Consider the following 25,979-nt stretch of genomic DNA (forward strand, 5'->3'; position numbering starts at 1 on the left):
CCTCCGCCCGACAAGCTATTCCTACGCTTGCCAGGGCAGAACATACAAGCGAGCTCGCTCGCGATAGCGGCCGGCTGAGGCCGCCCAGAACCGCCGGCGCCGCCTCTACTTCACCTTCGCCCGCTCCGCCGCAGAGTAATTGCTGAAGTGTCCTTCGCGCGCCGCCGCCGCACGGCCGGCCGCGATGATGGTTTTGCTGCGGCCCGGCGGTTGGGGTGCCGACAGCAGCTTGTCCACCTGATCGCTGCCGCAGGCCGGGCAGACGATCTGCGTGTCGCTTCGTACCAGGCGTTCGAAGGTCTTGTCGCATTTGCGACAGTGAAAGTCGTGCAGAGGCATGGCGGGACTCCGTTTTGGTATCGATATCTCCCAAAAGCAAGAACAGGTCCGGGGCGCACCGCATGGCACCGGTCTTGCACAGGGTCGTCGTCAGACGGAGAAGCGACAGTGCAGACAGAACTCGATTGGTCGGCCTACGACAGCTATGGCGCCGGCGACGCCTATGCGCAACTGCCGGCGCAGGGCGGTGGCTTCGGCAAGGCGGCGTCGGTGTGCATCGGCAACCGCCAGTGCCAGCGCGACGGCAACGGCGTCATGTGCCCGAGCTTCCGTGTCACCGGCGATCCGGTGCATTCGACCTTCCACCGCGCACAGACGCTGAAGGCGGCACTGAACGGCGAGCTGGGCGCGCATCCCTTCGTCGGCGCCGAACTGGCGGCGGCGATGGATCTGTGCGTCGGCTGCAAGGGCTGCAAGCGGGAGTGCCCGAACGGCACCGACATGGCGTTGCTGCGCACGGAGGCGCGCGCCCAGCGCTGGCGGGTGCAGGGGCGTGTGCCGCTGCGCGAGCGCCTGTTCGCCACGCTGCCGCGCTGGCTCGGGCTGATGCGCTGGCTGCAGCGGCCGTGGCAGCTCGCCACTGCAGTGCCCGGGATGGGGGCGCTGATCGAACGCGTGAGTGGTATCGCCCACCGGCGTTCGCTGCCGCGGATCGCGGCGCGGCCCTTTCTCGCGCCGCACACGCTGCCGGCCTACGGTGCGGAGGGCGGGCGCGAAGTGGCGTTGCTGGTCGACACCTTCTCCAATCGCATCGATCCGGCGATCGCCGAAGCCGCGGTCGATGTGCTGGTGGCCGCCGGCTGTCGCGTGCATGTGGTGCGCCCGGCGGCCGGCGAAGCGCCGCTGTGCTGCGGCCGCACCTGGCTGTCGCAGGGCCTGGTCGCCGACGCACGACGCGAAGCCGGCCGTCTGCTCGACGCGCTGGCGCCGCTGGTCGAACGCGGCGTGCAGGTGATCGGGCTGGAGCCGTCCTGTCTGCTGATGCTGCGCGACGAGTATCACGCGCTGGGCCTGGGGGAGCGCGTGGCGCCGGTGGCGAAGGCGGCGCTGTTGTTCGAGGAATTCATCGCCCGCGAACACGACGCGAAGCGGCTGGCGCTCGATCTGCAACTGCCCCCCGGTACGCGCGCTGCGGTGCACGGCCACTGCCACCAGAAGGCTTTCGGCGCGATGAAGGCGATGCGCAAGGTGCTTGGACTGGTGCGCGGGCTGGACAGCCATTTCATCGAATCCGGCTGTTGCGGCATGGCCGGCAGTTTCGGCTTCGAGGCGGAGCACCACGACATGTCGATGCGCATGGCCGAACTGGCGCTGCTGCCGGCGGTGCGGGCGCTCGATACCGACGCGCTGCTGATCGCCAATGGCAGCAGCTGCCGCCACCAGATACGCGACGGCGCGCAGCGCGAGGGTGAGCACATCGCCTGCGTGCTGCAGCGCGCGCTGCGCGCGCCTTGAGTCGATGATGAGCCGATGATGAGCACATGGCCGGAAGAACTGCGCACCGCCCGCTGCGTGCTGCGCAAGCCGCAGCCGGGCGACGCGCCGGCGCTGTTCGCCGGCATCAGCGGCGATGCCGAGGTGACGCGCTATCTGGGCTGGACCACGCACACCGAACTGGCGCAGACACGGCGACAGATTTCGCACGAGCTCGCGCGCTGGCAGCGCGACGTCGCCCGCAGCTGGGTGCTGCTGGCCGACGATGGCGGGACCGGCGGGCTTTTCCAGCTGATCGGGCAGGGCCACGCGCTGCGCCTGGGCTTCGCGCTGGCGCGCCGTCTGTGGGGGCATGGACTGGCATGCGAGGCGCTGCAGGCACTGGTGGACGAAGCTTTCCGCCATACCGCGGTGTGCCGTGTGGATGCCGTCTGCGATGCCGACAATGCGCGCTCGTCGCGCACGCTGGCACGCGCCGGTCTGCCGCTGGAGGCGCGGCTCGGTCGTTACATCCTGCACCCCAACCTGTCACCGGAGCCGCGCGACGTGCTGCTTCATGCGAAAGTGCGCAGATGAATCCTTCACTGACCGAAAAGCCGTTCGCACCGTCGTGCGAGCGCAACCGCGATGTCATTCTCGAATGCCTGCGCGTGCATTTCGCCGGGCGTCGTCAGGTACTGGAGATCGGCAGCGGCACCGGGCAGCACGCGGTGCATTTCGCCGCCGCGCTGCCGCACCTGCAGTGGCAGTGCAGCGAGCGCGCCGAGGCGCTGCCCGGTCTGCGCATGTGGCTGGACGAGGCGGCGCTGCCGAACGCGCCGCCGCCGCTCGAACTCGACGTCTGTGGCCGCTGGCCGGTCGCGCATTTCGATGCGGTATTCACCGCTAACACGTTGCACATCATGGCCTGGCACGAAGTCGAGAAGATGTTCGCTGCGCTGCCGGCGGTGCTTGCGCCGTCGGCCACGCTGGTCATCTACGGCCCGTTCAACTACGGCGGCCGGTTCACCAGCGACAGCAACGCAGCCTTCGACCGTTCGCTGCGCGAGGGCGCGCCGCATCGCGGCATACGCGACTTCGAAACGGTGGAGGCGCTGGCGCGGCTGGCCGGGCTGTCGTTGCTCGCCGACGAGGAGATGCCGGCCAACAACCGCTGTCTGGTGTTCGCGCGCTGATCCGCACGCCGGCGCTCAGCGTGCGCCGGTGCTGCCGTCGAGCAGCGAGGCGATCACTTCGCCGCCGAGACCGTGCGTCGGGTCCAGCCGGCCGATATGCTCGACCAGCGTGCGCGCGTCGTCGCTGCGACCGCTGCGCAGGCAGATGAAGGCCAGCGCCTTCAGGCTGAACAGCCAGAAGCGCGCCGGCCCGGTGGCCGCGAAATCGGCGTCGCCTGGCTGCACGCGGCGCCAGTCCGCGTCCAGTCCGGCCTGCCGGCCGGCCACTTCGATGCCCCGCGTGGCCGCCTTTTCCGCCAGGTCGAACTGGCGACGGCCGGCGTGGAACTTGTATAGCAGGTAGTACACGGGCAGACAGTCCGGTGCGCTGGCGTGCGCCGTCCACAGCAAGGCCTCGATACGCTGCGGCGGCGCGCCGGCCGCCTCGTCGAACAGGCGGCGCACCGATTGCGGCACCGTGCCGCCGAAGTACTCGTCCGACGTTTCGCCGGTAAACAAGTTCACCAGACCATCTCCGGTGCCAAGAGGCGCTCGACCGGCGCATCGCCCATCAGGTGGCTGTCGAAGATTTCGCCGACGTCGTCCTTGCTCACGTTCGAATACATCACCGCGTCCGGATAGACCACGACATTGATGCCCTGGTCGCAGGGGCCGAGGCAGCCGGAGTAGGTGATGGCGACGCGGTCGAAGCAGTTGCGCTTCTGCAGTTCCGCCCAAAAGGTCTGCAGTACCTCGGCGCCGCCCTTGTGCGCACAGGAGCCGCGTGGGTGGCCCGGCGGGCGTTGCTGCGAACAGACAAAAACGTGTTTCTGCGGCTTCGGCATGGTGCGATTCTCCGGATGGGGGTCAGGCGGTGAGGCGGGCGATCCAGCGTTCGATTTCGCCGAGATGGGCCGCGTCGTCGTGTTCGAAGGCGCGCGCCATCTTGCGCAGGCCGGGGTCGGGCGCGAGGATGGCCATCATTGCGTAGTAGCTGTGGCTGCGCCGCTTCAGGTCCAGCGCACGTTCGAGTGCCATGTGCAGGTCGAGCATTTCGTCGCTGATCACCTTCACTGCGGTGCGCGGCTTCTCGATCTCGATCGGCCGGATGCGCGGCAGGTTGGCGGCCACCGGCAGCGGCTTGCCGGACAGCGCCTCGTGCGCCTCCATGCGCGCCAGTTCGGCCAGATTCTGGAAGAAGGCTTCGAGCTCGGTGTCGCCGGCATCAAGAGCGTGCCGAGCAGCCTTTTCGTAATGCAGCGCCGCTTCGCTTTCGAGCGCGTTGACGCTGGCAAGGAACATGTCGCTGTCGTGCATGGTGTGTCCTCCCGCTCAGGCCACCGAGGGCAGCGTGGCGCGCAGGCTGTCGAGCGACACGCGCTGCTGACCGTCCGCTTCCTGGAACACCTTGAACACCTTCTCCTGCGCCGGCGTCGAGGTGACGAAGTCGTCGTAGGCGCGCGACAGCAGAGTGCGGTAGCGCGCATAGACCACGCCTTCGTCACCGTCGGCCAGGCCCTTCTCGCTGCGCAGGTACTGGTAGAAGCGCTTCAGGATGTGCAGGCGGTTCACGTTCACGACGCCCTGGTCGAAGGGCAGCGCGAAGAATTCCAGGAAGTCCTCGGCCGACGACAGCTTGGCCAGGCGCTGGGTCAGATCATCCATGACGGGTCACTCCTATGTGTGCGGCGGCCGCGTGGGTGCTGCCGTCGAAAGCGGGTTGGGAACAGGTGTCGTCGCAGTCGCTGCAGATGCCCTGCGCGGTGCTGCGTTCACCGGCCAGGCGCACGACGTCGTGCTCGAGGTCGGCGATGCGTTCGAGCAGACAGGCGATGGCCTTGCCCACCGGGTCGGGCATCTGGTGGTGGTCGAGGTCGATGCCGCCGGCGGTGATGCGGCGCTGGCTCTTGGGCAGCACCATGCGGCCGGGAATGCCGACGACGGTCATGCCTGGGCTGACGTCCTCGATCACCACCGAGTTGGCGGCGACCCGGGCGCGTTCGCCCACTGTGATCGGACCGAGGATCTTGGCGCCGGCACCAACCACGACGCCGTTGCTCAGCGTGGGATGGCGCTTGCCCGGATTCCAGGTCGTGCCGCCCAGCGTGACGCCGTGGTACAGCGTCACGTCGTCGCCGATCTCCGCCGTCTCGCCGATCACCACGCAGGCGCCGTGGTCGATGAAGAAGCGGCGGCCAATGCGCGCGCCCGGGTGGATGTCGACATTGGTGAACAGTCGCGACATGAAGGACAGCAGTCGCGGCAGGTAGCGCAGGCCGCGCTGCCACATCGCGTGCGCGAAGCGGTGCGCCACCAGTGCCTGTATGCCGGGATAGATGGTGAGCAGTTCCAGCTTGTTGCGCGCCGCCGGATCGCGGTCGAACACGCAGTTCACGTCTTCACGCAGCATCGAGAGCAGGCCCGGCGTGGCCGGTGCTGCGGACGACAGGCTACCCGCCGTGCTCTGTTCGCCGTTCATGACACCTCCGGCAGCGGCTGCGCCGCCTCAAGGTAGAAGGCCTTCAGCTGGGTGGCGTCCGGCGACTGCTTGTTGGCGGTCGCGTAGGCGCGGATGCGCTCGATGATGTGCGCGACCTCCACGTCGGACGGATACAGCCCCAGCCGCGCACAGGCTTCCAGCACCGCGTGCGAGCCCGAATGCTTGCCCAGCACCAGCCGGTGGGCGCGGCCCAGTTCGGCCGGATCGAAGCTCTGGTAGTTGCGCGGGTTCTTGATCAGCCCATCGACGTGGATGCCCGATTCGTGCGTGAACACGGCGTCGCCGACGATGCTCTTGTTGGCGGCGATGGCGCGCCCGGAGGCGCGTTCGACCAGGCGCGAGATCGGCAGCAGCGACTGCGACGAGACACCGCTGTCGATGCCGTGGATGTGGCGCAGCGCCATCACCACCTCTTCCAGCGGTGCGTTGCCGGCGCGCTCGCCGAGGCCATTCACCGTCGTGTTGGCGTGCGTCGCGCCGGCGCGGAAGGCGGCCAGCGTGTTCGCAGTGGCCAGGCCGAGGTCGTTGTGCGCGTGCATTTCGATTTCGAGGTCGACCGCGCGGCGCAGCTGCGACACCAGCACATAGGTGCCGAAGGGATCGAGTATGCCCAGCGTGTCGGCGATGCGGACGCGGCGCGCACCGGCGGCCTGCGCCTCTTCCGCGACGCGACAGAGGAAGTCGATGTCGCCGCGCGATGCGTCTTCCATGCCGACGCTCACCTCGATACCGGCATCGAGTGCGCGCTCGACGTGCGGACGGATCTGCTCGATCACCCAGTCGCGGTTGCGCCGCAGCTTGCCAGCGATCTGCAGGTCGGACACCGGCAGCGACATGTGCACGATGTCCACCGGGCAGCGCAGCGCCGCCTTGAGGTCACCGTCGGTCATGCGTGCCCACACCATCAGCCGCGCGTTCAGGCCAAGTGTCGCGATGCGTTCGATCACGTCGATCTCGGCAGCGCCCATGGCCGGGATGCCGATTTCCATCTCCGGTACGCCGGCCTGATCGAGTGCGTCCGCAATCGCGCACTTCTCGTCGGCGGTGAACGCGACGCCCGCCGTTTGCTCGCCGTCGCGCAGCGTGGTGTCGTTGATGATGAATGCGGCTGCCATGTGTCAGACCTCCTGCGGAGCATTCAGCAAGCGCTGTGCCACGGTTCTTCGGCGATGCAAGTGATTGATGTGAATGAGGGTTTGGAGCGCGTCGCGATGTTGCCCATGCGACATGTCCGTTCGCCGTGGCGAGGCTGTCGTGAATGTCCCGTTTGCAACAGGCGTCGTGCCCTGGATTTCGATACGGGCCGCTATCGCGAGCAAGCTCGCTGTCACAGGAGGCTTGCTTGTGCCGCCGACATGACATGTCTTTGTGGGAGCGGCCGTTGCAGATTGCCGGCTTCGATACAGGCCGCCGTCGGGGTCAGAAGACCCCTCCCACAGAACCTCGGCCCGGGCTGGGGCCGTGTATCGGCGCACCTCCCGTGGGAGCGGCCTTGGCCGCGACAGGGCATTCGCCGGCCGCCGGCTTCGATTCAGGCAGCGATCGCGAGCAAGCTCGCTCCCACAGGAATCCTGGCCGGGCGGAACTATTCGCGCGCGAGATTGCGCGTGTGCAGTGGCAGTTCGACCGTCACGTCGGCGTTGCCCAGGCGGGCGCAGCAGGCGAGGCGCGAGGCAGGCTGCACGCCCCATGCGTCGTCGAGCTGGTCTTCCTCGTCGTCGTCCGCTTCGTTGAGCGAGGCGGCGCCGGCGCGCACGTAGACGTGGCAGGTCGAGCAGGCGGCGACCTTCTCGCAGGCGTGTTCGATCGCGATGTCGTGCGCCAGCAGCGCGTCGCAGATCGAGGTGCCGGCGGCGACCTCGATCCGTGCGCCGTCCGGGCACAGCTGCGGATGTGGCAGTACGGTCAGCGTGCTCACGACTGCAGCTCCGACACGCGGGTGCCCGACAGTGCGCGCCGTATGCCGGCGTTCATGCGCAGGCCGGCGAACTCGGTGGTGGCGGCATTCAGCGCTTCGCTCAGCAGCTTGAGCTTCGTGCTGTCGTCGCCGGCTTCGAGCGCCTCCGCCAGTGCGTACATCGCGGCCTGTATGGCGACGAACTCGTCGTTCGTCAGCAGTGCGTGACCGTCCTCGGCCAGTGCCGCCTCGGTGGCGTCGACCAGACGGCGCGCCTCGACCTGGGCTTCGCGCAGCATGCGCGCCGCCATGTCGCTGTCGGCCTTGCCGTAGGCGTCGATCAGCATGTCGGCGATCTGCGCGTCGCTGAGACCGTAGGACGGCTTCACCTCGATGTGCGACTCGACACCGCTGGTCTGTTCGCGCGCCGACACCGACAGCAGGCCGTCGGCGTCGATCTGGAAGGTGATGCGGATGCGCGCCGCGCCGGCCACCATGGGCGGGATGCCGCGCAGTTCGAAGCGCGCCAGCGAGCGGCAGTCGCTCACCAGTTCGCGTTCGCCCTGCACGACGTGGATGGCCATCGCGGTCTGCCCGTCCTTGTAGGTCGTGAATTCCTGCGCGCGTGCCGCCGGTATCGTCGAGTTGCGCGGAATCACCTTCTCGACGAGACCGCCCATCGTTTCCAGACCGAGCGACAGCGGGCATACGTCGAGCAGCAGCCAGCTTTCCTCGCCGGCCGGTTTGTTGCCGGCCAGCACGTCGGCCTGAATGGCGGCACCGATGGCCACCACCTGATCGGGGTCGAGGTCGGTCAGCGGCTCCTGGCCGAACAGCTTGCGCACCGCGGCGCGCACCTGCGGCATCCGCGTCGAACCGCCCACCATCACCACGCCGTCGACCTCGTCGGCGGCGACGCCGGCATCGCGCAGTGCGCGGCGCACCGGCGCCATGCTGCGCGATACCAGATCGCCGGTGAGCAGTTCGAACTGCTCGCGCGACAGGTCGAAGGAGACGCTGCGACCGTCGTCCAGCGTCAGTGCAATCTTCGTGACCGGGGCACTCGACAGCGCTTCCTTGGCGCTACGCGCCCGCGCCAGCATCATGCGCGTTTCGCCGGCGGAAGGCGCTGCGAGTGCCAGTTGCTGCCGCAGCCAGTCGGCGATCCGGTGGTCGAAGTCGTCGCCGCCGAGGGCGGCGTCGCCTGCGGTCGACAGCACTTCGAACATGCCCTGTGACAGCTTCAGCACGGAGATGTCGAAGGTGCCGCCGCCGAGGTCGTAAATGGCGAAGGTGCCGTGTGCGGCGCGGTCCAGGCCGTAGGCGATGGCGGCTGCGGTAGGTTCGTTGAGCAGGCGCAGCACGTTGAGGCCGGCCAGACGCGCGGCGTCCTTGGTGGCCTGACGCTGCGCGTCGTCGAAATAGGCGGGCACGGTGATGACGGCGCCGACCAGATCGCCGCCGAGCGAAGCTTCCGCGCGGTCGCGCAAGGTGCGCAGTATCTCGGCCGACACTTCGACCGGCGAGCGCACGCCGGCGCGCGTATCCAGGCTCACCATGCCCGGCGTGTCGACGAGTGCGTAGGGCGTGGCGGACGCGTCGACGTCGGCCAGCGATCGACCCATGAAGCGCTTGACCGACACGATGGTGTTGCACGGGTCCTCGGTCTGCGCCGACTGCGCCGCGTGGCCGACCACGATGCCTGCGTCGGTGTAGCGCACCACCGAAGGCAGCAGCATGCGACCGTCGTCGTCCGGCAGTACGCGAGTGAGGCCGCTGGCGACGGTCGCGACCAGCGAATTCGTGGTGCCCAGGTCTATGCCCACGGCCAGCCTGTGCTGGTGGGGCGCGGCACTCATGCCCGGTTCGGCGATCTGCAGCAGGGCCATGTTGGCGTGCTCCGGTGTACGTGGTGCGAACTCAGACGCCGAAGCTTTCGCCGCAGCCGCAGGCCGATTTCACGTTGGGATTGTTGAACTTGAAGCCTTCGTTCAGGCCTTCGCGGACGAAATCGAGTTCGGTGCCGTCGAGGAAGGGCAGACTTTTCGGGTCGACCAGCAGCGTCACGCCGTGGCTGGCGAACTGGATGTCTTCCGGCTGCAGCGCGTCGGCGAACTCGATCGCGTAGGCGAGGCCGGAACAGCCGCTGGTCTTCACCGCGAGCCGCAGGCCCACACCTTGGCCGCGCTTGACCAGACTTTTCTGCACGTGGCGCGCGGCCGCTTCACTGAGCGTGATGGTCATGTCCGTCACCTCACATCGAGAAGGAGCTGCCGCAGCCACAGGACGAGGTCGCGTTCGGGTTGCGGATGACGAAGCGCGAACCTTCCAGACCGTCCTCGAAGTCGATCTCGGCGCCCATCAGGTACTGCATGCTCATCGGGTCGACCAGCAGCGTGACGCCGTCGGTGACGATGGGCGTGTCGTCCTCGTTGACGCCTTCCTCGAAGGCGAAACCGTACTGGAAGCCGGAACAGCCACCGCCGGTGACATAGACGCGCAGCTTCAGCGCCGGGTTGCCCTCTTCGGCGATCAGGTCGGCGACCTTGGCGGCCGCGGCTTCGCAGAACTTGATCGGCGACGGCAGCGGCAGGGTGGTGGTCGGGGCGACGGTACTTTCGGCAAGCGAACTCATGGCGTGTCCTTTCAGGCGGCTTCGACGGTGTCGGGAGCGGTCTGCCGGGTGCGGTAGTCGGCCACGGCGGCCTTGATCGCGTCCTCGGCGAGGATGGAGCAGTGGATCTTCACCGGCGGCAGCGCCAGCTCTTCGGCGATCTCGGTGTTCTTGATCGCCAGTGCTTCGTCCAGCGTCTTGCCCTTGACCCATTCGGTCACCAGCGAGCTCGACGCGATGGCCGAGCCGCAGCCGTAGGTCTTGAACTTGGCGTCCTCGATGACGCCGTCGGCGCCGACCTTGATCTGCAGCCGCATCACGTCGCCGCAGGCCGGCGCGCCGACCATGCCGGTGCCGATGCCTTCCTCGTCGGCCGAGTAGGAACCGACGTTGCGCGGGTTGTCGTAGTGATCCAGCACCTTGTCGCTGTATGCCATGGTTGTTCTCCGTTCAGTCGTTGTGGAGGAATGTGTTCAGTGCGAGGCCCTCAGCGGGATGCCCTCAGTGCGAGGCCCACTGCACGGTCGACAGGTCGATGCCCGCGCTGTGCATGTCCCACAGCGGCGACAGCTCGCGCAGCTTGCGCACCGCCGTCGACACCTGCTCGATTGCCGAATCCACCTCCTGCTGCGTGGTGAAGCGGCCGATCGAGAAGCGGATGGAGCTGTGCGCCAGTTCGTCGCTGCGGCCCATCGCGCGCAGCACGTAGGACGGTTCCAGGCTGGCCGAGGTACAGGCCGAACCGGACGACACCGCGATGTCCTTCATGCCCATCAGCAGCGATTCGCCTTCGACGAAGTTGAAGCTGATGTTCAGGTTGTGCGGTACACGACGTTCCATGTCGCCATTGACGAACACCTGGTCGAGCGCGCTCAGCCCGTTCAGCAGGCGGTCGCGCAGCATGCGGATGCGCTCGTTCTCGGCGCCCATGTTCTCGCGCGTGAGCCAGTAGGCTTCGCCCATGCCGACGATCTGGTGCGTCGGCAGCGTGCCCGAGCGCATGCCGCGTTCGTGGCCGCCGCCGTGGATCAGCGCCTCGATGCGCACGCGCGGCTTGCGGCACACGTAGAGCGCGCCGATGCCCTTCGGGCCGTAGGTCTTGTGTGCCGACAGCGACATCATGTCGACCGGCAGCTCGTCCAGATCGAAGGCCACCTTGCCGGTCGCCTGCGCGCCATCGACGTGGAACAACACTCCCTTGTCGCGACAGATCGCACCCAGCGCGGCGATGTCCTGGATGACGCCGGTTTCGTTGTTCACGAACATGACCGAGGCGAGCACGGTGTCCGGCCGCAGCGCGGCGCGGAAGGCCTCGATGTCGATCAGGCCGTTCTCCTGCACGTCGAGCAGCGTCACTTCGCAGCCGCTGCGTTCCAGCTCACGCACCGTGTCGAGCACCGACTTGTGCTCGGTCTTGACGGTCACGACATGCTTGCCGCGGCCGGCGTGGAACTGCATCGCACCCTTGATCGCCAGGTTGTTCGATTCGGTCGCACCCGAGGTCCAGACGATTTCACGCGGGTCGGCGCCGATCAGCGCGGCCACCTGTTCGCGGGCCAGTTCGACCGCCTCTTCGGCGGCCCAGCCGTAGGCGTGCGATCGGCTGGCCGGGTTACCGAAGTTGTCGAACAGCCAGGGCAGCATCTTGCCCACCACGCGCGGGTCGACCGGCGTGGTGGCGGCGTAGTCCAGATAGATCGGGCGATTCATGTCGGCGTCTCCTGCATGAGGGGGTTGCATCTCTCTCAGCAAGTTGCGGGCCGGTTTTGAAAATTGATCTGGATCAACCACTTGTGGATTTTCGACACGCGCATGTCCGGCTGTCGCGACAGCACCTGTCGAGTTTGTCGCGTTGCCGACGCGGTCGCCGCGCACGCATGCATGCGCACGTGTACGCGCGGGGGCGGGTCGCGTGCGATCACAACAGCACACACTCGCCACGAGGGGCCGGACGCGGCCGTGATGGCGTCATCTGGCACAGCGCATGCATTGAGGCCGGTCAGGAGGTCGCTATGCGCGATGTACTGATGACCCTGATCGGCCTGGTGCTGGTCAATAACGTGGTGCTGGTCCGCTTTCTCGGACTGTGCCCCTTCATGGGCGTGTCGAAGAAGATCGACAGCGCCTTCGGCATGGGTCTGGCCACCACCTTCGTGATGACGCTGTCGGCGATGGCCGCCTGGGCGCTCGAACACGCCTTGCTGCAGCCTTTCGGGCTCGGCTACCTGCGCATCCTCGCCTACATCGTGGTCATCGCCGCCGTCGTGCAGTTCGTCGAAATGGCCATGCACAAGACGCTGCCCGACCTGCACCGCGTGCTCGGCATCTACCTGCCGCTGATCACCACCAACTGTGCGGTGCTCGGCATTCCGCTGCTCAACGCGCAGGCCGGTCATGGCCTCGGCATGAGCGTGCTCGGCGGCTTCGGCTCGGGTGCCGGCTTCACGCTGGTGATGATCCTGTTCGCCGGCCTGCGCGAACGACTGGCGCTGATGCGCGTGCCGCAGACCTTCGCCGGACCGCCGGTCGCTTTCATCACGGCCAGCCTGCTGGCGCTGGCTTTCATGGGTTTCACCGGCCTGGTGCCGGCAGGCGGCGGCTGATGCGCCGCACCGAACGGGAGGTAGCGCGATGGAACAGATGATTACCGCGGTCATGAGTCTGACTGCGATCGGCTCCGGGCTTGGCATCGTGCTCGGTGTGGCGGCCCGGCGCTTTGCCGTCGAAGGCGACAGCCGAGTGAAAGAGGTCGAGGACATGCTGCCGGCCGCCAACTGCGGCCAGTGCGGCTTTCCGGGCTGCGCCGGTGCGGCCGAGGCCATCGTCGCCGGCACCGCGTCGCCGACCTGCTGTCCGCCGGGCGGCAAGGTGGTGGCGCTGGCCATCGCCGAGCACCTGGGCATCGCGCTCGATGCCGACGAGGTCGATGACGTGCCCTTGATCGCGGTGATCGAGGACGCGCTGTGCATAGGCTGTACCAAGTGCTACCGGCTGTGTCCGTCGGACGCCATCATCGGCGCGATGAAGCAGTTGCACGGCGTGTTCGAGGACGCCTGCACCGGTTGCAACCAGTGCGCCGAGAAGTGCCCGACCGGCGCCATCACGATGCAGCCGCTGCCGCTGACGGTGGGTACCTGGGTGATGCCGAAACCGGCGCTGGCGGCCTGAGCCATGGCACATCTCGTCATTCCGCCGATACGCCGGCTGCTCACCCGCTGGGGCATCCATCCGGACGCACGCAAGCACCCGGCCGCCGGCCTGGACATCGTCGACGCCGGCCTGCCGCCGCTGCTGGTGCTGCCGCTGGCGCAGCAGGCCGGCGCACCGGCGCGCCCCATCGTGCGCATCGGTGACCACGTGCTGCGTGGCCAGTGCGTGGCCGAGGCGGCCGGACCGATCTCGGCGCCGGTGCATGCCTCCACCTCGGGCACCGTGATCGCGATCGGCGAGGCGCCGATGCCGCATGCGTCCGGTCTGCCCGGGCTGGCGATCACCGTGCGTCCGGACGGCGAGGACCGCTGGATCGAGCGCGCCGGCGAGCCCTATCCGATCCGGCTGGCGCCGGAGGAGATCGCCCGCCGGGTCGCCGAAGCGGGCGTCGTCGGCATGGGTGGCGCCGCCTTTCCGGCAGCGGTCAAGCTGGCGCTCGGTCAGCGCAGCGTGATCGACACCGTCATCCTCAACGGCAGCGAGTGCGAGCCCTACCTGTCCTGCGACGACAGGCTGATGCGCGAGAACGCGGCCGACATCATCGAGGGCGCGCGCCTCATCATGCGCGCCACTGGCGCGCGTCGCGTACTGGCCGGCATCGAGGACAACAAGCCGGAAGCGATCGACGCGATGAAGGTGGCCGCGCATCCGTATCCCGAGGTGGCGGTGGTGCGCATTCCCAGCCGCTATCCGATGGGGGCCGAGCGCCAGCTCATCTACACGCTGCTCGGGGTCGAGCCGCCGGCCGGTGGTCGTGCCGCCGACGTCGGCGTGGTGGTGCACAACGTCGGCACGGCGGCTGCGGTGTGGCGCGCGCTGCGCCACGGCGAACCGCTGATCGAGCGCGTGGTGACGGTGGCGGGCGGTGCGCTCGCCGCACCGCGCAATGTACGTGCACGCATCGGCACGCCGCTGTACTGGCTGATCGAACGCGCCGGCGGGCTGACGCGCGAGCCGGCGCGCATGGTGGTGGGCGGCCCGATGATGGGGGTGGCGGTGAGCGACCTCGATACGCCGATCGGCAAGGGGGCGAGCGGCGTGCTGGCGCTCACCTCGGCGGAGGTGGGCGAGCGCGAACCGAGCGCCTGCATACGCTGCGGCAGCTGCGTCACCGCCTGTCCGGTCGGCCTGATGCCGCTGGAAATGGCCAACCGCATCCACGCCGGCGAACTGGGACAGGCCGAGGACATCGGCCTGCGCGACTGCCTGACCTGCGGCGCCTGTGGCTATGTCTGTCCGTCGCGCATTCCGCTGGTCCAGTACTTCGCCCACGCCCGCGGCGAACTGGCTTCGCGCGAACGCGAACGCCATCGTCTCGATCACGTGCGCGAACTGACCGAGGCGCGCGCCGAGCGGGTCGAGCGCGAGGCGCGCGAGAAGGCCGAGGCTCATGCGAAACGCAAGGCCGAGCGCGCCGCGGCGCAGGCGAAGGAAGCCGCCGCCAAGGCCAGGGACGAGGAGATTTCGGCATGAACAGTCCGGTCCAGGCTTCGCCGCACGCGCTGACCCAGCGCACCAGCGGTCGCATCATGGCGCTGGTCATGGTGGCGCTGCTGCCGGCCACGCTGGCCGGCTTCTGGCAGTTCGGCTGGCCGGCCTTCTGCCTGTGGCTGGTGACCGTGGCGAGCTGCGTGCTGGCCGAAGCGCTGTGCCTGCAGTGGGCCGGCAAGCCGGTGGCGCCGGTGCTGGCCGACGGCTCGGCCGCGCTGACCGGCTGGCTGCTCGCGATGTCACTGCCGCCGTGGGCACCGTGGTGGCTGGGCGTGCTCGGTGGCGCGTTCTCCATCGTGCTGGCCAAGCAGGTGTTCGGCGGCATGGGCTGCAATGTGTTCAACCCGGCCATGGTCGGACGCACCGTGCTGCTGGTGTCCTTCCCGGTGCAGATGACACAGTGGGTCAGCCCGGCGCTGATCGCGCAGGGCACCGATCTGGCGCAGGCGGTGAGCATCGGCCTGCACGGTGTCGCCACCGACGCGATGACCAGTGCGTCACTGCTCGGTCACGTGAAGACCGAACTGGGCCGCGGCATCGACCTCGCCGGCGCGATGGTCGCGTTCGCGCCGGATCAGGCCTACACGGGCGCGCGACCCGGCAGCCTGGGCGAAACGTCGGCGCTGGCCATCGTCGCCGGCGGCCTGTTCCTCGTGTTCAAGCGGGTGATCGGCCTGCGCATACCGATCGGCTACATCGCCGGCCTCTGCCTGCCGGCCGCCATCGCTCATGCGGCGGCACCGGATGCCTTCATGCCGGCGGGGGCACACCTGCTGTCCGGCGGCGCGCTGCTGTGCGCCTTCTTCATCGCGACCGACTACGTCACCTCGCCGAGCGCGCCTTTCGGGCAGTGGATCTACGCCGTCGGCGCCGGTCTGCTCACCTGGCTCATCCGTACCTGGGGCGGCTACCCCGAGGGGGTGGCGTTCGCCATCCTGCTGATGAATGCCGCCACGCCGCTGCTCGACCTGTGGGCCCGGCCGCGCATCTTCGGCCGTCGCGTCGGCGGCAAGCCGCTGGCGGCGCGCCGCGTACAGGAGCCGCTGCGATGAGTCGACCGCTACCCGATGCACCGTGGTTTCCCGGCGTGACCCTCGGAGTGGTGATGCTGGTCACGACCGCCGTGCTGGCCTTCGCCCAAGGCGCGACACGCGACGCGATCGAACAGGCGCAGGCCGACGACACGCGCCAGCTGCTGACACAGATCCTGCCGCCCGGCTACGCCGACAACAATCTGCTGTCCGACACGCTGCAGCTGAACGGGCCGTCCGGCGCGCCGCTGACCGTCTATCGCGCGCGCCATGGCGGCACGCTGAAGGCGGTGCTGTACGAAATGTCGGGCAATGGCTACGGCGGCCGCATCGTGCTGCTGATGGCGGTCGATATGAGCGGCCGTGTGGTCGGCGTCCGCGTCACGCGACACAACGAAACGCCCGGTCTGGGCGACAAGGTCGAGGCGGCGCGCAACCCGTGGATACGCAGCTTCGACGGCCGAGCGCTGGGCGATCCGCCGCCAGCCCGCTGGGCGGTGAAGAAGGACGGCGGCGACTTCGAACAGTTCGCCGGCGCCACCATCACGCCGCGCGCGGTGGTCGCCGCGGTGCGACAGGGTCTTGAGTTCTTTGCCGCTCACAAGGCGGCGTTGTCCGGCGACGGAGCGGTGGTGGAAGGAGAGCGGAAATGAGCGATCAGCCGGCAGCGCGCGCGGTGATGCGCGACGGACTATGGGACAACAACGTCGTGGTCGCGCAGATGCTGGGGCTGTGTCCGACGATGGCGGTGACCAGCAGCGCCACCAACGGGCTCGGCATGGGACTGGCGACGCTGGTGGTGCTGCTCATGTCCAATGTGCTCATTTCGGCGCTGCGTCACTGGGTGCCGGCCGAAGTGCGCATTCCGGTATTCATCGTGCTCATCGCCGGCATGGTGACGCTGGTCGATCTGTGCCTGAACGCGTGGTTCCACGACCTGTATAAGGTGCTCGGCATATTCATCGCGCTCATCGTCGTGAACTGCGCCGTGCTCGGACGGGCGGAAGCGTTCGCGTCGCGCCACGCGGTCGCGCTGTCGGCGGTCGATGGGCTGGCCACCGGGCTGGGCTTCACGCTGGCGCTGACGCTGATGGGCGCGCTGCGCGAGGTGACCGGTGCCGGCACGCTGTTCGCCGGTGCATCGCTGCTGCTCGGTCCGCAGTTCGCCTTTCTCGAAACGAAGGTGGCGGACGCCGGGGCGCTGTTCATGATCCTGCCGCCCGGCGGCTTCCTCGTGCTGGGGCTGCTGATCGCGGCGCGGCGCCGCCTGCAGCACTGGTCGGAATCGCGGCAGCCGGCCGCCCTGCCGGCACCGGCCGCGCAGTGAGGACTCGATGAGGACGACGCGATGAAGATAGGCGTGGCGTGGGTCGGGCCGACCGACCGCGTGTGGATGCAGGTTGAGGTGCCGGACGGCTGCACGGTGGCCGATGGCATCGCGCGTTCCGGAATTCTGGAGCGCTGCCCCGACATCGACATCGACAATGCCAAGGTGGGTGTGTTCGGCAAGGTGGTGAAGAAGGACGCCGCGCTGCGCCCGGGCGACCGCGTAGAAATCTATCGTCCCATCATCTGCGACCCGGAAACGGTGCCGCGGCGCAACGGCGCCGACGACGACGATGACGAATGAGGACGTGAGCGCGCGCAGCCGCGTGCGTGACTACCACCGTCGCACCATCCACCGCTACGCGGCCTACGCCGCCGGCCCGGAAACGCTGGACTGGGACGCGCAGCCGTCGCCCTTCCGCCACTACGAAGGTGCGCCGCGGGTGGCGCTGCCGCTGGCCACCGACGATGACGGCCCGGTCGCCGCGCGCTTGCGTCTGGACTGGCGCATGCTCGACACCGGTCTGCCTCCCTTGCCCTGCACGCTGTCCGCGCTGGGTGCGCTGCTGCATCTGGCACTGGGCCTGACCGCCTGGAAGTCCACCGGCCCCGACCGCTGGGCGGTGCGCGCCAATCCGTCGAGCGGTAATCTGCACCCGGTCGAGGGATGGCTGTTCGCGGTCGGCGTGCCGGGGCTGGACGACGGCCTCTGGCACTACCTGCCCGAAGTGCACGCGCTGGAACTGCGCGCCGCCTTCGAGCCGGGCGGCGCGCCCGGCCTGCACCTCGCGCTCAGTTCGGTCATGTGGCGCGAGGCGTGGAAGTACGGCGAGCGTGCCTTCCGCTATTGCCAGCTCGATGTCGGCCATGCGACGGCCACACTGCGCAATGCGGCCGCCGTGCTCGGCTGGTCGCTCGCCGTGCAGCCGGTGCGCGTCGACCTGCTGGCGGCTGCATTAGGGCTTGATCGTCTGCCCGATTTCCCGGCGCCGCGCGACCAGGCCACCGAAGTGGAAGAGGCCGAACTGCTGTTCGGGGTCGGCATCGGTCACGTGCCCGGGCCGCTGCCGGTGCGCACGGTCGAGCGCTGGCACGGGCGGGCGAGCACGATAGACGCGCATCCCATGTACCGCTGGCCGGCGATCGACGACATCGCCGAGGCGACGCGCGATGCGCTGCCACGCGGTGAGCTGCCGGCGCAGTCGCGTGAGGTGGGGGCGCCGTGCGGCCGCTCGATCGGCCACGTGCTGCTCGGCCGGCGCAGTGCGCAGCGTTTCGACGGCCGCCACATGATGACGTGCGACGAATTCGACGGCGTGCTGGAGCGCCTTCAGCCCTGCCGCGCCACACCGTGGGACGCATTGCCCGACGAGCGCCGGATCGATCTGCTGCTGTTCGTGCACCGGGTCGCGGGGGTCGCGCCCGGCGTCTACCTGCTGCCGCGCGGTCCGGCGGAGGGCGGCGTGCTGCCGCTGCTCGCTTCGCTGTACCCGCTGACACCGGTCGACGGACTGCGCAGCGGACTGCGTCTGCTCGCCACCATGGCGCCGGCTGCGCTGGCCCGGCTGGCGCGCAGCCTGCACTGCCATCAGGACATCGCGTCGACCTCGTGTTTCGCGCTGGGCATGCTGTGCGAATTCGATGCCGCACTCGAAGCATCGCCGGCTGCCTACCGCGCGCTGCACCGTCAGGCCGGTCTGATCGGGCAGCAGCTCTACACCGAAGCCGAAGCACTGGGTCTGCGCGGCACCGGCATCGGCTGCTTCTTCGACGACGCGGTGCATGAACTGCTCGGCCTCGAAGACGAGCGCTTCCGCACGATCTATCACTTCACGATGGGCCGCGCCGTCGACGACGCGCGCATCGAAACCACGCCTGCCTACGCGGGCGCCGAACAGGTGCCGATGGCCGCATGAAGTCCGTCAGGACGTCGGCGCATCGGCTGGAGGACTGAACAGTGAGCACGACCTACCGCCGCATCTCCGCCGCCCAGGCGGCCGACCTGATCGCCCGCCACCGCAGCGGCCGTCTGCCGGCACTGGCGCTGTTCGACACGCGCGACCGTGTCAGCTTCGAACGCGGCCACGTCGACGGCGCGCGCCACCTGAGCGACGCCGTGTTCGGCGAGGTGCTGCAGACCGTGGCGCGGCCGACGCCGGTGCTCATCTACTGCTATCACGGCAACGCAAGCCAGAGCTGGGCCGAGCGCTTCAGCGACTTCCGCTACCCCGAGGTGTACAGCGTCGATGGTGGCCACGCACCGCTGGCGAACGCGCTCGACCGGCTGGCCGTCGGCCGCGACGGGTGTGCGCTGCCGCCTGACGCATCGCCGGCGCTGCGCGCACTGATCGAGTCGAATGGCTTCAATCCGCGCAATCTCGATGGCGCGATCGCGCACGGGCTGACGCCGCTGATGCGGGCCGCGCTCGACGGCGAGGCTGCACTGGTGGACGAACTGCTGGCGGCCGGCGCCGACGTGGGTTGCCGCAATGCCGACGGCAACAACGCGCTGTGGCTGGCCTGCGTCGGCGGCAACGTCGATGTCGTGCGCGCGCTGGCGGGCGCCGGCATCGATCTGGACAACCGAAACGACACCGGCGCCACCACGCTCATGTACTGCGCGTCGAGCGGCAGGCACGCACTGCTTGCGCTGCTGCTCGATCTGGGGGCGGACCCGCTGCTGCGTACCGACGACGACTATGTCGCCGCCGATCTGGCATCGACCGTCGAGTGCCTGCAGCTGCTGCGGCACACCGTCGCATGAGCACCCCGACGAGGGCACCTGCCGGCGTCACTGCACGACGCGTACGCCCGCCTTCATTCCAACCCCGCCAAAGCAAGGATTCCCGATGACTCCGGGCACGCTCCAAGCGGTCGGCACTGCGCTGTTCGCGGTGGCCGTCGCACACACTTTCCTGACCCGGTATTTCGAGCACCTCGCACATCTGCAGCCCGGTCACGCGGGCATCTGGCATCTGCTCGGCGAGGTCGAAGTGGTGTTCGGCTTCTGGGCCTTCGTGCTGCTGGCCTTCATGGCGCTCACCGGTGGCGCCGGCAGTGCGGCCGGCTATCTGGAAGCGCTGGACTACACCGAGCCGGCCTTCGTGTTCGTCATCATGGTGGTGGCGGCCAGCCGGCCGGTGCTCGAACTGTGCAAGGCGGGTGCTCGCACGCTGGCGCGCTACATCCCGGCGCCCGACAGCGTCGCCTTCCATTTCGTCTGCCTGTCCGTGCTTCCGCTGCTCGGTTCCTTCATCACCGAGCCGGCTGCGATGACGCTGGCGGCGCTGATGCTGCGCGACAACGTCTACAGCAGGAAGATTTCGCACCGCCTGAAGTACGTCACCCTGGGCGCGCTGTTCGTGAACGTGTCGATCGGCGGCACGCTCACCCATTTCGCCGCACCGCCGGTGCTGATGGTGGCCAGCAAGTGGAACTGGGACATGTGGTACATGCTCGGCCACTTCGGCTGGAAGTCGGCGATCGCCGTGTTCGTCAACGCCGGCGTGGCAACGCTGCTGTTCGCGCGCGAGCTGAAGTCGCTGCACGTGGATACGCGCAGCAGCGACCGCACCGTGCCGCGCGCACTGATGCTTCTGCACGTGTTCTTTCTCGCCGGCATCGTGTACTTCGCGCACCATCCGGTAGTGTTCGTCGGACTGTTCCTGCTCTTCCTCGGTGTGGCCGAGGCCTACCGGCACTACCACGACCGGCTGATGCTGCGTGAGGGCCTGATGGTGGGCTTCTTCCTCGCCGGCCTCGTCACCCTGGGGGCGCTGCAGCAGGGATGGCTGCAGGCCGCGCTCACCGGCATGGACAGCACGGCGCTCTACTTCGGTGCCACCGCGCTGACCGCGATCACCGACAACGCGGCGCTGACCTACCTGGGTTCGCTGGTCGAGGGCACGGACGAGGCCTTCAAGTACTCGCTGGTGGCCGGTGCCGTGACCGGCGGGGGATTGACGGTGATCGCCAACGCGCCCAATCCGGCCGGGTTCGCGATCCTGCGCGGCCATTTCGACGACGAGGCGATCAATCCGCTCGGCCTGTTCGTGACCGCGCTGCCGCCGACCATCGTCGCCATCCTGGCTTTCCAGCTGCTCTGAACTTGCCGGCTCAGGAATCCGCCGCTTCGGGTTCGCCCTCGGTGCGCTGCAGCCGGTAACTGAGTTTGGGCCGCGACATGCCGAGCCGGCGCGCGGCGCGCGCGATGTTGCCGCCCTCCTGATCGACGCAGGCCTTCATCAGCTGCTGCTCCAGCGCTTCCAGCGGAATGCCGGCGCGCAGGATCTGGTCGACCAGCTGTTCGCGCACCGCGTCGCCGCAGCCTTCTTCCAGCTTGCCGCAGGCGGAGATGCCGGATTCGCGTGCCAGCACCGCCTCCAGCGACAGGAAGAGGTGGTGCGCCTCGATCCAGCCTTGCTGCGGCGCCAGTACGACACCGCGCTCGATCACGTTCTCCAGCTCCCGCACATTGCCCGGCCAGTGGTGGGCGTGCAGCGACTGGAAGCCCTTGTCCGACACGCCCTGCACGTGCTTGCCGTGCTGACGGTTGAACTTGGCGACCAGCGAGTCGACCAGCTGCCGCAGGTCGGCCAGCCGCTCGCGCAGCGGCGGGATGTGGATGGGATAGACGTGCACGCGGTAGTACAGGTCGGGGCGGAAGCGGCCTTCCTTTACCGCCTGCGCCAGATCGACGTTGGTGGCGGCGACCACCCGCACGTTCACCTTGCGCGTGCGCTCGTCGCCGAGGCGTTCGATCTCGCCTTCCTGCAGCGCGCGCAGCAGCTTGGCCTGGGCGGCCAGCGGCATTTCACCGATCTCGTCGAGAAAGAGGGTGCCGCCCTCGGCACGCTCGAACTTGCCGGCGCGCGAGGCGTGGGCACCGGTGAAGGCGCCCTTTTCGACGCCGAACAGTTCCGACTCGATCAGGTCGTGCGGGATCGCCGCACAGTTCACTGCGACGAAGGGGGCGTCCTTGCGCGGGCTCATCTGGTGCAGCACGCGGGCGAAGCGTTCCTTGCCGACACCGGTCTCGCCGAGCAGCAGCACGGTCACCGTGGTGCCGGCGGCGCGCAGCATCAGTTCGTAGGCGCGGCGGAAGCTGGCCGAACTGCCGATCAGGTCGGTCGGCGTCGGCGCCCCCTGCGTGCTGTCGGTCTGGGCGACGCCGGCCCAGGCGGCCGCAGGAAGATGGGCGATACGGCTGTCCGGTTCGAAGTAGCGGGCGTACTGCTCGCCGTCCTCCCATTCCTCGACCGGCTTGCCGACGATGCGGCAGTTGTTGGCGCCGCAGCAGGCGCACTCGGTTTCCTTGAACAGCACCATGCGGCCCATGAAGGCCGAGGTGTAGCCCGAGGCGTAGCCGATCTGCATCCAGCACACCGGATCGGCGGCCTGGCCGAATTCGCGCAGGTGGAATTCGGCTTCCCACGAGTGCTCCCACAGGAACTCGCCGTCGAATTCGCCGCTGCGCACGTCGATATGGATGTGCACCGGCGTCACCTGCACGCTGCCTTCGAGCATGTGCAGCTGCGGGCCGACGAAGAAGGACTCGATCGGGTTCTGGTCCGGCCGTATCGTGCGTGCCAGTTCGGCGTCGCGCATGCCGGATTCGTAACCCATGCGAGTCAGGATGCGGCGCGCCGATTCCGGCCCGACCGACTTGATCAGCTGCGTGCGCAGCGCCGACATCGCGGCGCAATGCATCAGCAGCATGCGGTTTTCCGCCAGCCAGATCAGTCCGTCGTCGGCCGAGAACCTGACCAGCCGACGCAGATCGCTGTTGTGCGGGTACTTGAACGTACTCATTGCCCGTGCCTCCTCCAGACCGGTGCTTCATGTTGCGCTGCACAGCGGTTCGGCCTCCGTCTCCTGCAGTGGACCGCGTGCGCGATCCCGACTGCATGGCGTGGCCGGTCTTCTTCCGGTCGAATCGTTCACCAGTTGGTGAACACCTCTTCGGGCGCTTCACCAACTCATCAACCGGCGGACGCGGCGACTGTACTCCTGGCCACCTAAAACCGCCAAATATCGAGATTTTTATCAATTATCGAGTATGGCACGCTTCTTGGATAGGAGAGGGTGCGGCTGACGGCTGCATCCGGTACTTCGGCGAGAGCGCTCCTGCTTCCGTTTCTTCCGAGGTGTTGATGCGCCGCAGCACGCACCACAAAAAGGAGGAGGAAAGCGATGGCAATGACCGGCGTGCTGCGCCCGGGTCATGTCGCCCTGAGGGTGACGGATCTGGAAGCCGCGGTGAAACACTACGGACAGGTACTGGGCCTGATAGAGACCGGGCGCGATGCGCAAGGTCGCGTGTACTTCAAGGCCTGGGATGAACACGATCACCACAGCGTGGTGCTGCGCAAGGCGGATGCGCCGGGCATGGACTACATGGGCTTCCGCGTCGACAGCGACGCGACGCTGGACAGTCTGGCGGCGGCGATCGAGGGCAGTCGTCTGGCCACCGATCTGCAATGGATACCTGCCGGCGAACATCTGCATACCGGCCGCCGCTTCCGCTTCACGGTGCCGACCGGGCACGCGATCGAACTGTTCGCGACCAAGGACAAGGTGGGCAACGGCCTGCCTGACGTGAATCCGGACCCGTGGCCCGATGGCCTGATCGGCATGCAGCCGACGCGCTTCGACCACTGCCTGCTGTACGGCGACGATGTGGATGGCGTGGTGAAGCTGTTCACCGAGGTGCTGGGCTTCAGGATCGCCGAACAGGTGATGGCGGGCGACCTGATGGTGGGCGTGTTCCTGACCTGCTCGACCAAGCCGCACGACATCGCCTTCATCCGCAATCCGGAGAAGGGCCGCTTCCACCACTGCTCCTTCATCCTGGATACGTGGAACGACGTGCTGCGGGCGGCCGACCTGATCTCGAAGAACGACGTGTCACTGGACATCGGCCCGACGCGGCACGGCATCACGCGCGGCGCGACGATCTACTTCTTCGATCCGTCGGGCAACCGCAACGAGGTGTACTCGGGCGGCTACCAGTACTACCCGGACAAGCCGGTCATCACCTGGACGGTGGAAGACCTCGGGCGCGCGATCTTCTATCACGACCGCAAGCTCAACGACGCCTTCCTCAATGTGTACACCTGAGGCGAGCGCCATGGCGTCGGCATTCGACCCCTTTCGCAAATACGTGCGTGTCACCGGCGAGCGTGATGACGGTTTCGTCGAGTTTGATTTCGCGCTCGGCGAGCCGGAGCTGTTCGCCGAAATGATGCTCACGCGCGCCGCCTTCGAGGAGTTCTGCGCGGCGCAGGGTGTGGTCGTGCTCGACGCTGCCGGCGCGGAACCGGCGTCGCCGGTATCCGCACGGCTCAACGACGTACTGAACGGCGGCCCGCGCTGAGCGCGGGTTCGACGGCACAAGAACAGATCAGAGGAGACAGGCATGCAGATCGACCTGCGTACCGTATCAATCAAGCCCTTGCGCCAGACCTATGGCCACATCGCGCGGCGCTTCGGCGACAAGCCGGCGTCGCGCTACCAGGAAGGCAGCTTCGACGTGCAGCCGACCGCCAACTTCCACTATCGCCCGACCTGGGACCCGGACCGCGACATCTTCGACGTCACGCGCACGCAATTGAAGATGAAAGACTGGTACGCCTTCAAGGATCCGCGCCAGTACTACTACGGCGCCTGGACGCTGGCGCGTGCACGTCAGCAGGACACGGCCGAATCGAACTTCGACTTCGTCGAGTCGCGCAACCTTGGCGCCTTGCTGCCCGATGACGTTCGCCAGCTGGCACTCGACCTGCTGCTGCCGCTGCGCCACGTCGCCTGGGGCGCCAACATGAACAACTCGTCCATCTGCGCCTACGGCTATGGCACGACGATCACCCAGCCCTGCATGTTCCACGCGATGGACAACCTGGCGATCGCGCAGTACCTGACACGCATCGGCCTGCTGCTCGGCGACACCGCCTCGCTGGCCACGGCGAAGGAGCACTGGCTGTACGCCGCCGACTGGCAGGGTCTGCGCCGCTACGTCGAGGACTGCCTGGTGGTGCAGGACTGGTTCGAGCTGTTCGTCGCCCAGAATCTGGTGCTCGACGGCCTCGTGTATCCACTGTTCTACAAGACCCTGGTCGAGGACGAACTGTCGCTGCGCGGCGGCACCGCGGTCGCCATGCTGACGCAGTTCATGACCGAGTGGTACGCCGAGACCGCGAAGTGGGTCGATGCGCAGATCAAGACCGCCTGCGCCGAGTCGCCCGACAACGCGGCGCTGGTGCGCGGCTGGGTCAGCGCCTGGCAGGCGCGCGCACTGGAGGCCGTGATGCCGCTGGCGCAGCGCGCGCTCGGTGAGCGTGCCGGCGCGGCGCTCGACGATCTCGCAACGCAGTTCGCTGCCCGCGTCGCCAAGTGCGGCGTGCCGGTCTGAGGTCGCGCCATGTCCAAGGTATTCATCGCGCTGCAGACCAACGACGACACGCGTCCGATCATCGAATCCATTCTGGCCGACAACCCGCACGCGGTGCCGGTCGAGTCGCCGGCGATGATCAAGATCGACGCCGAAGGTCACCTGACCGTGAAGCGCGCGTCGATCTCCGAACTGATCGGCCGCGACTTCGACCTGCAGGAACTGCACACGCACCTGATATCGCTGTCCGGCCATATCGACGAGAGCGACGACGAGTTCACGCTGCATTGGGACAATTGATGGACAACTGATCCCGGCGCACGCGCCGAGGGAGAACCCGGGACACAGACGGCCGCCTGAACGGCCGCACCCGAATCTGTCATTGAGGAGAAGCACAGATGGACATGCAGGTACCGAAGAAGAAGCTGGGCCTGAAGGAACGCTACACGCTGATGACCCGTGATCTGGCGTGGGACACCACCTATCAGCCGAAGGAAAAGGTGTATCCGTACGCCGACTACGAGGGCATCAAGATCCATGACTGGGACAAGTGGGAAGACCCCTTCCGCCTGACCATGGACGCCTACTGGAAAT

31 protein-coding genes and 1 pseudogene are annotated in these 25,979 nt (G+C 67.9%); 18 read left to right on the forward strand and 14 right to left on the reverse strand.

The window, feature by feature from the left end; genetic code table 11:
* Positions 1-105: 105 nt before the first annotated feature.
* Complete coding sequence (locus IV112_RS10340) at positions 106-339, reverse strand: FmdB family zinc ribbon protein (protein WP_304003403.1); 234 nt, start codon at positions 337-339, stop codon at positions 106-108.
* 108 nt (positions 340-447) lie between these two features.
* Between IV112_RS10340 and IV112_RS10345 the strand changes: the two genes are divergently transcribed.
* The 3 genes from IV112_RS10345 to IV112_RS10355 are packed head-to-tail and all read left to right on the forward strand — an operon-like array spanning position 448 to position 2,948.
* Positions 448-1,794, forward strand: coding sequence for a (Fe-S)-binding protein (locus tag IV112_RS10345; RefSeq protein ID WP_304003404.1), 1,347 nt, complete (start codon positions 448-450; stop codon positions 1,792-1,794).
* A 15-nt stretch (positions 1,795-1,809) separates the two neighbouring features.
* Positions 1,810-2,349 carry a GNAT family N-acetyltransferase gene (locus IV112_RS10350; RefSeq protein WP_304003405.1) on the forward strand — a complete coding sequence of 180 codons (540 nt, stop codon included), beginning with the start codon at positions 1,810-1,812 and terminating at the stop codon, positions 2,347-2,349.
* Positions 2,346-2,948, forward strand: a complete 603-nt coding sequence (locus IV112_RS10355) for a DUF938 domain-containing protein (protein WP_304003406.1) — start codon at positions 2,346-2,348, stop codon at positions 2,946-2,948. The genes IV112_RS10350 and IV112_RS10355 overlap by 4 nt, the downstream gene beginning before the upstream one ends.
* Positions 2,949-2,963: 15 nt before the next feature.
* Here IV112_RS10355 and IV112_RS10360 read toward each other — a convergent pair whose 3' ends face one another.
* The 12 genes from IV112_RS10360 to IV112_RS10415 form a co-directional block, all read right to left on the reverse strand.
* Positions 2,964-3,452 (reverse strand): hypothetical protein, encoded by a 489-nt coding sequence (locus IV112_RS10360; protein ID WP_304003407.1) that lies wholly within the window; start codon positions 3,450-3,452, stop codon positions 2,964-2,966.
* Complete coding sequence (locus IV112_RS10365; RefSeq protein WP_304003408.1) at positions 3,449-3,772, reverse strand: (2Fe-2S) ferredoxin domain-containing protein; 324 nt, start codon at positions 3,770-3,772, stop codon at positions 3,449-3,451. The genes IV112_RS10360 and IV112_RS10365 overlap by 4 nt, the downstream gene beginning before the upstream one ends.
* A 22-nt stretch (positions 3,773-3,794) precedes the next feature.
* Positions 3,795-4,244: a hypothetical protein gene (locus tag IV112_RS10370; RefSeq protein WP_019916651.1), complete on the reverse strand. Its 450-nt coding sequence runs from the start codon at positions 4,242-4,244 to the stop codon at positions 3,795-3,797.
* Positions 4,245-4,259: 15 nt separating this feature from the next.
* Complete coding sequence (gene nifW / locus IV112_RS10375) at positions 4,260-4,592, reverse strand: nitrogenase stabilizing/protective protein NifW (RefSeq protein WP_304003409.1); 333 nt, start codon at positions 4,590-4,592, stop codon at positions 4,260-4,262.
* On the reverse strand, positions 4,585-5,406 hold the full coding sequence (gene cysE / locus IV112_RS10380; protein ID WP_304003410.1) for a serine O-acetyltransferase: 822 nt from the start codon (positions 5,404-5,406) through the stop codon (positions 4,585-4,587). The genes nifW and cysE overlap by 8 nt, the downstream gene beginning before the upstream one ends.
* Positions 5,403-6,542, reverse strand: coding sequence for a homocitrate synthase (gene nifV, locus IV112_RS10385; protein ID WP_304003411.1), 1,140 nt, complete (start codon positions 6,540-6,542; stop codon positions 5,403-5,405). The genes cysE and nifV overlap by 4 nt, the downstream gene beginning before the upstream one ends.
* 470 nt (positions 6,543-7,012) lie before the next feature.
* A complete protein-coding gene (gene fdx / locus IV112_RS10390; RefSeq protein WP_019916655.1) occupies positions 7,013-7,345 on the reverse strand; it encodes an ISC system 2Fe-2S type ferredoxin in 333 nt (110 codons plus the stop codon).
* Entirely contained in the window at positions 7,342-9,213 is a 1,872-nt protein-coding gene (gene hscA / locus IV112_RS10395; RefSeq protein WP_304003412.1) for a Fe-S protein assembly chaperone HscA, read from the reverse strand. Before hscA ends, fdx begins: the two co-directional genes overlap by 4 nt.
* Before the next feature lie 31 nt (positions 9,214-9,244).
* Positions 9,245-9,568: an iron-sulfur cluster assembly protein IscA gene (gene iscA, locus IV112_RS10400; RefSeq protein WP_019916657.1), complete on the reverse strand. Its 324-nt coding sequence runs from the start codon at positions 9,566-9,568 to the stop codon at positions 9,245-9,247.
* Between the two features lie 10 nt (positions 9,569-9,578).
* On the reverse strand, positions 9,579-9,959 hold the full coding sequence (gene erpA / locus IV112_RS10405) for an iron-sulfur cluster insertion protein ErpA (protein WP_304003414.1): 381 nt from the start codon (positions 9,957-9,959) through the stop codon (positions 9,579-9,581).
* Between the two features lie 11 nt (positions 9,960-9,970).
* Positions 9,971-10,375: a Fe-S cluster assembly scaffold IscU gene (iscU, locus tag IV112_RS10410; protein ID WP_304003415.1), complete on the reverse strand. Its 405-nt coding sequence runs from the start codon at positions 10,373-10,375 to the stop codon at positions 9,971-9,973.
* Between the two features lie 64 nt (positions 10,376-10,439).
* The gene (locus tag IV112_RS10415; RefSeq protein ID WP_304003417.1) at positions 10,440-11,648 is read right to left on the reverse strand and encodes an IscS subfamily cysteine desulfurase; all 1,209 of its coding nucleotides are present in this window, start codon (positions 11,646-11,648) and stop codon (positions 10,440-10,442) included.
* A 302-nt stretch (positions 11,649-11,950) separates the two neighbouring features.
* On the opposite strand from IV112_RS10415, the gene rsxA reads away from it, so the two are divergent.
* The 10 genes from rsxA (at position 11,951) to IV112_RS10465 (ending at position 21,102) form a co-directional block, all read left to right on the forward strand.
* Positions 11,951-12,541: an electron transport complex subunit RsxA gene (gene rsxA, locus IV112_RS10420; RefSeq protein WP_304003418.1), complete on the forward strand. Its 591-nt coding sequence runs from the start codon at positions 11,951-11,953 to the stop codon at positions 12,539-12,541.
* Positions 12,542-12,569: 28 nt separating this feature from the next.
* Positions 12,570-13,106 carry an RnfABCDGE type electron transport complex subunit B gene (locus IV112_RS10425; protein ID WP_304003420.1) on the forward strand — a complete coding sequence of 179 codons (537 nt, stop codon included), beginning with the start codon at positions 12,570-12,572 and terminating at the stop codon, positions 13,104-13,106.
* Between the two features lie 3 nt (positions 13,107-13,109).
* A complete protein-coding gene (gene rsxC, locus IV112_RS10430; RefSeq protein WP_304003421.1) occupies positions 13,110-14,621 on the forward strand; it encodes an electron transport complex subunit RsxC in 1,512 nt (503 codons plus the stop codon).
* On the forward strand, positions 14,618-15,691 hold the full coding sequence (locus IV112_RS10435) for an RnfABCDGE type electron transport complex subunit D (RefSeq protein ID WP_304003422.1): 1,074 nt from the start codon (positions 14,618-14,620) through the stop codon (positions 15,689-15,691). The genes rsxC and IV112_RS10435 overlap by 4 nt, the downstream gene beginning before the upstream one ends.
* A complete protein-coding gene (rsxG, locus tag IV112_RS10440) occupies positions 15,688-16,323 on the forward strand; it encodes an electron transport complex subunit RsxG (RefSeq protein ID WP_304003424.1) in 636 nt (211 codons plus the stop codon). Before IV112_RS10435 ends, rsxG begins: the two co-directional genes overlap by 4 nt.
* Positions 16,320-16,997 (forward strand): electron transport complex subunit E, encoded by a 678-nt coding sequence (locus IV112_RS10445; protein WP_304003426.1) that lies wholly within the window; start codon positions 16,320-16,322, stop codon positions 16,995-16,997. Before rsxG ends, IV112_RS10445 begins: the two co-directional genes overlap by 4 nt.
* 21 nt (positions 16,998-17,018) lie before the next feature.
* Positions 17,019-17,300, forward strand: coding sequence for an RnfH family protein (locus IV112_RS10450; RefSeq protein WP_019916667.1), 282 nt, complete (start codon positions 17,019-17,021; stop codon positions 17,298-17,300).
* Between the two features lie 4 nt (positions 17,301-17,304).
* Positions 17,305-18,912: a nitroreductase family protein gene (locus IV112_RS10455; protein ID WP_304003428.1), complete on the forward strand. Its 1,608-nt coding sequence runs from the start codon at positions 17,305-17,307 to the stop codon at positions 18,910-18,912.
* A 41-nt stretch (positions 18,913-18,953) separates the two neighbouring features.
* Positions 18,954-19,760, forward strand: coding sequence for an ankyrin repeat domain-containing protein (locus tag IV112_RS10460; RefSeq protein ID WP_304003430.1), 807 nt, complete (start codon positions 18,954-18,956; stop codon positions 19,758-19,760).
* 85 nt (positions 19,761-19,845) lie between these two features.
* A complete protein-coding gene (locus IV112_RS10465) occupies positions 19,846-21,102 on the forward strand; it encodes a putative Na+/H+ antiporter (RefSeq protein WP_304003432.1) in 1,257 nt (418 codons plus the stop codon).
* A gap of 10 nt (positions 21,103-21,112) precedes the next feature.
* Here the strand turns inward: IV112_RS10465 and IV112_RS10470 are convergent, their stop codons facing one another.
* Positions 21,113-22,807 (reverse strand): sigma-54-dependent Fis family transcriptional regulator, encoded by a 1,695-nt coding sequence (locus IV112_RS10470; protein WP_304003434.1) that lies wholly within the window; start codon positions 22,805-22,807, stop codon positions 21,113-21,115.
* 381 nt (positions 22,808-23,188) lie between these two features.
* Between IV112_RS10470 and IV112_RS10475 the strand changes: the two genes are divergently transcribed.
* The 5 genes and pseudogenes from IV112_RS10475 to IV112_RS10495 form a co-directional block, all read left to right on the forward strand.
* The gene (locus tag IV112_RS10475) at positions 23,189-24,115 is read left to right on the forward strand and encodes a catechol 2,3-dioxygenase (RefSeq protein ID WP_304003435.1); all 927 of its coding nucleotides are present in this window, start codon (positions 23,189-23,191) and stop codon (positions 24,113-24,115) included.
* Between the two features lie 10 nt (positions 24,116-24,125).
* Positions 24,126-24,371 carry a phenol hydroxylase subunit gene (locus IV112_RS10480; RefSeq protein ID WP_304003436.1) on the forward strand — a complete coding sequence of 82 codons (246 nt, stop codon included), beginning with the start codon at positions 24,126-24,128 and terminating at the stop codon, positions 24,369-24,371.
* 42 nt (positions 24,372-24,413) lie between these two features.
* Positions 24,414-25,406, forward strand: coding sequence for an aromatic/alkene monooxygenase hydroxylase subunit beta (locus tag IV112_RS10485; RefSeq protein WP_304003437.1), 993 nt, complete (start codon positions 24,414-24,416; stop codon positions 25,404-25,406).
* Positions 25,407-25,415: 9 nt separating this feature from the next.
* Complete coding sequence (locus IV112_RS10490; RefSeq protein WP_257093017.1) at positions 25,416-25,685, forward strand: MmoB/DmpM family protein; 270 nt, start codon at positions 25,416-25,418, stop codon at positions 25,683-25,685.
* A 98-nt stretch (positions 25,686-25,783) separates the two neighbouring features.
* Positions 25,784-25,979, forward strand: a pseudogene (locus IV112_RS10495) (phenol 2-monooxygenase); the annotation flags it as partial.

The organism is Methyloversatilis discipulorum, from assembly GCF_018780585.1.
Taxonomy (GTDB): Bacteria; Pseudomonadota; Gammaproteobacteria; order Burkholderiales; family Rhodocyclaceae; genus Methyloversatilis; species Methyloversatilis discipulorum_B.

What these genes read in the sequence shown, in the direction of transcription:
- IV112_RS10340 (WP_304003403.1), bottom strand. Translation starts at nt 339, where the DNA reads ATGCCTCTGCACGACTTTCACTGTCGCAAATGCGACAAGACCTTCGAA.
- IV112_RS10350 (WP_304003405.1), top strand. Translation starts at nt 1,810, where the DNA reads ATGATGAGCACATGGCCGGAAGAACTGCGCACCGCCCGCTGCGTGCTG.
- IV112_RS10355 (WP_304003406.1), top strand. Translation starts at nt 2,346, where the DNA reads ATGAATCCTTCACTGACCGAAAAGCCGTTCGCACCGTCGTGCGAGCGC.
- IV112_RS10365 (WP_304003408.1), bottom strand. Translation starts at nt 3,772, where the DNA reads ATGCCGAAGCCGCAGAAACACGTTTTTGTCTGTTCGCAGCAACGCCCG.
- IV112_RS10370 (WP_019916651.1), bottom strand. Translation starts at nt 4,244, where the DNA reads ATGCACGACAGCGACATGTTCCTTGCCAGCGTCAACGCGCTCGAAAGC.
- nifW (WP_304003409.1), bottom strand. Translation starts at nt 4,592, where the DNA reads ATGGATGATCTGACCCAGCGCCTGGCCAAGCTGTCGTCGGCCGAGGAC.
- cysE (WP_304003410.1), bottom strand. Translation starts at nt 5,406, where the DNA reads ATGAACGGCGAACAGAGCACGGCGGGTAGCCTGTCGTCCGCAGCACCG.
- nifV (WP_304003411.1), bottom strand. Translation starts at nt 6,542, where the DNA reads ATGGCAGCCGCATTCATCATCAACGACACCACGCTGCGCGACGGCGAG.
- hscA (WP_304003412.1), bottom strand. Translation starts at nt 9,213, where the DNA reads ATGGCCCTGCTGCAGATCGCCGAACCGGGCATGAGTGCCGCGCCCCAC.
- iscA (WP_019916657.1), bottom strand. Translation starts at nt 9,568, where the DNA reads ATGACCATCACGCTCAGTGAAGCGGCCGCGCGCCACGTGCAGAAAAGT.
- erpA (WP_304003414.1), bottom strand. Translation starts at nt 9,959, where the DNA reads ATGAGTTCGCTTGCCGAAAGTACCGTCGCCCCGACCACCACCCTGCCG.
- iscU (WP_304003415.1), bottom strand. Translation starts at nt 10,375, where the DNA reads ATGGCATACAGCGACAAGGTGCTGGATCACTACGACAACCCGCGCAAC.
- IV112_RS10415 (WP_304003417.1), bottom strand. Translation starts at nt 11,648, where the DNA reads ATGAATCGCCCGATCTATCTGGACTACGCCGCCACCACGCCGGTCGAC.
- rsxA (WP_304003418.1), top strand. Translation starts at nt 11,951, where the DNA reads ATGCGCGATGTACTGATGACCCTGATCGGCCTGGTGCTGGTCAATAAC.
- IV112_RS10425 (WP_304003420.1), top strand. Translation starts at nt 12,570, where the DNA reads ATGGAACAGATGATTACCGCGGTCATGAGTCTGACTGCGATCGGCTCC.
- rsxC (WP_304003421.1), top strand. Translation starts at nt 13,110, where the DNA reads ATGGCACATCTCGTCATTCCGCCGATACGCCGGCTGCTCACCCGCTGG.
- IV112_RS10435 (WP_304003422.1), top strand. Translation starts at nt 14,618, where the DNA reads ATGAACAGTCCGGTCCAGGCTTCGCCGCACGCGCTGACCCAGCGCACC.
- rsxG (WP_304003424.1), top strand. Translation starts at nt 15,688, where the DNA reads ATGAGTCGACCGCTACCCGATGCACCGTGGTTTCCCGGCGTGACCCTC.
- IV112_RS10445 (WP_304003426.1), top strand. Translation starts at nt 16,320, where the DNA reads ATGAGCGATCAGCCGGCAGCGCGCGCGGTGATGCGCGACGGACTATGG.
- IV112_RS10450 (WP_019916667.1), top strand. Translation starts at nt 17,019, where the DNA reads ATGAAGATAGGCGTGGCGTGGGTCGGGCCGACCGACCGCGTGTGGATG.
- IV112_RS10465 (WP_304003432.1), top strand. Translation starts at nt 19,846, where the DNA reads ATGACTCCGGGCACGCTCCAAGCGGTCGGCACTGCGCTGTTCGCGGTG.
- IV112_RS10470 (WP_304003434.1), bottom strand. Translation starts at nt 22,807, where the DNA reads ATGAGTACGTTCAAGTACCCGCACAACAGCGATCTGCGTCGGCTGGTC.
- IV112_RS10475 (WP_304003435.1), top strand. Translation starts at nt 23,189, where the DNA reads ATGGCAATGACCGGCGTGCTGCGCCCGGGTCATGTCGCCCTGAGGGTG.
- IV112_RS10480 (WP_304003436.1), top strand. Translation starts at nt 24,126, where the DNA reads ATGGCGTCGGCATTCGACCCCTTTCGCAAATACGTGCGTGTCACCGGC.
- IV112_RS10485 (WP_304003437.1), top strand. Translation starts at nt 24,414, where the DNA reads ATGCAGATCGACCTGCGTACCGTATCAATCAAGCCCTTGCGCCAGACC.
- IV112_RS10490 (WP_257093017.1), top strand. Translation starts at nt 25,416, where the DNA reads ATGTCCAAGGTATTCATCGCGCTGCAGACCAACGACGACACGCGTCCG.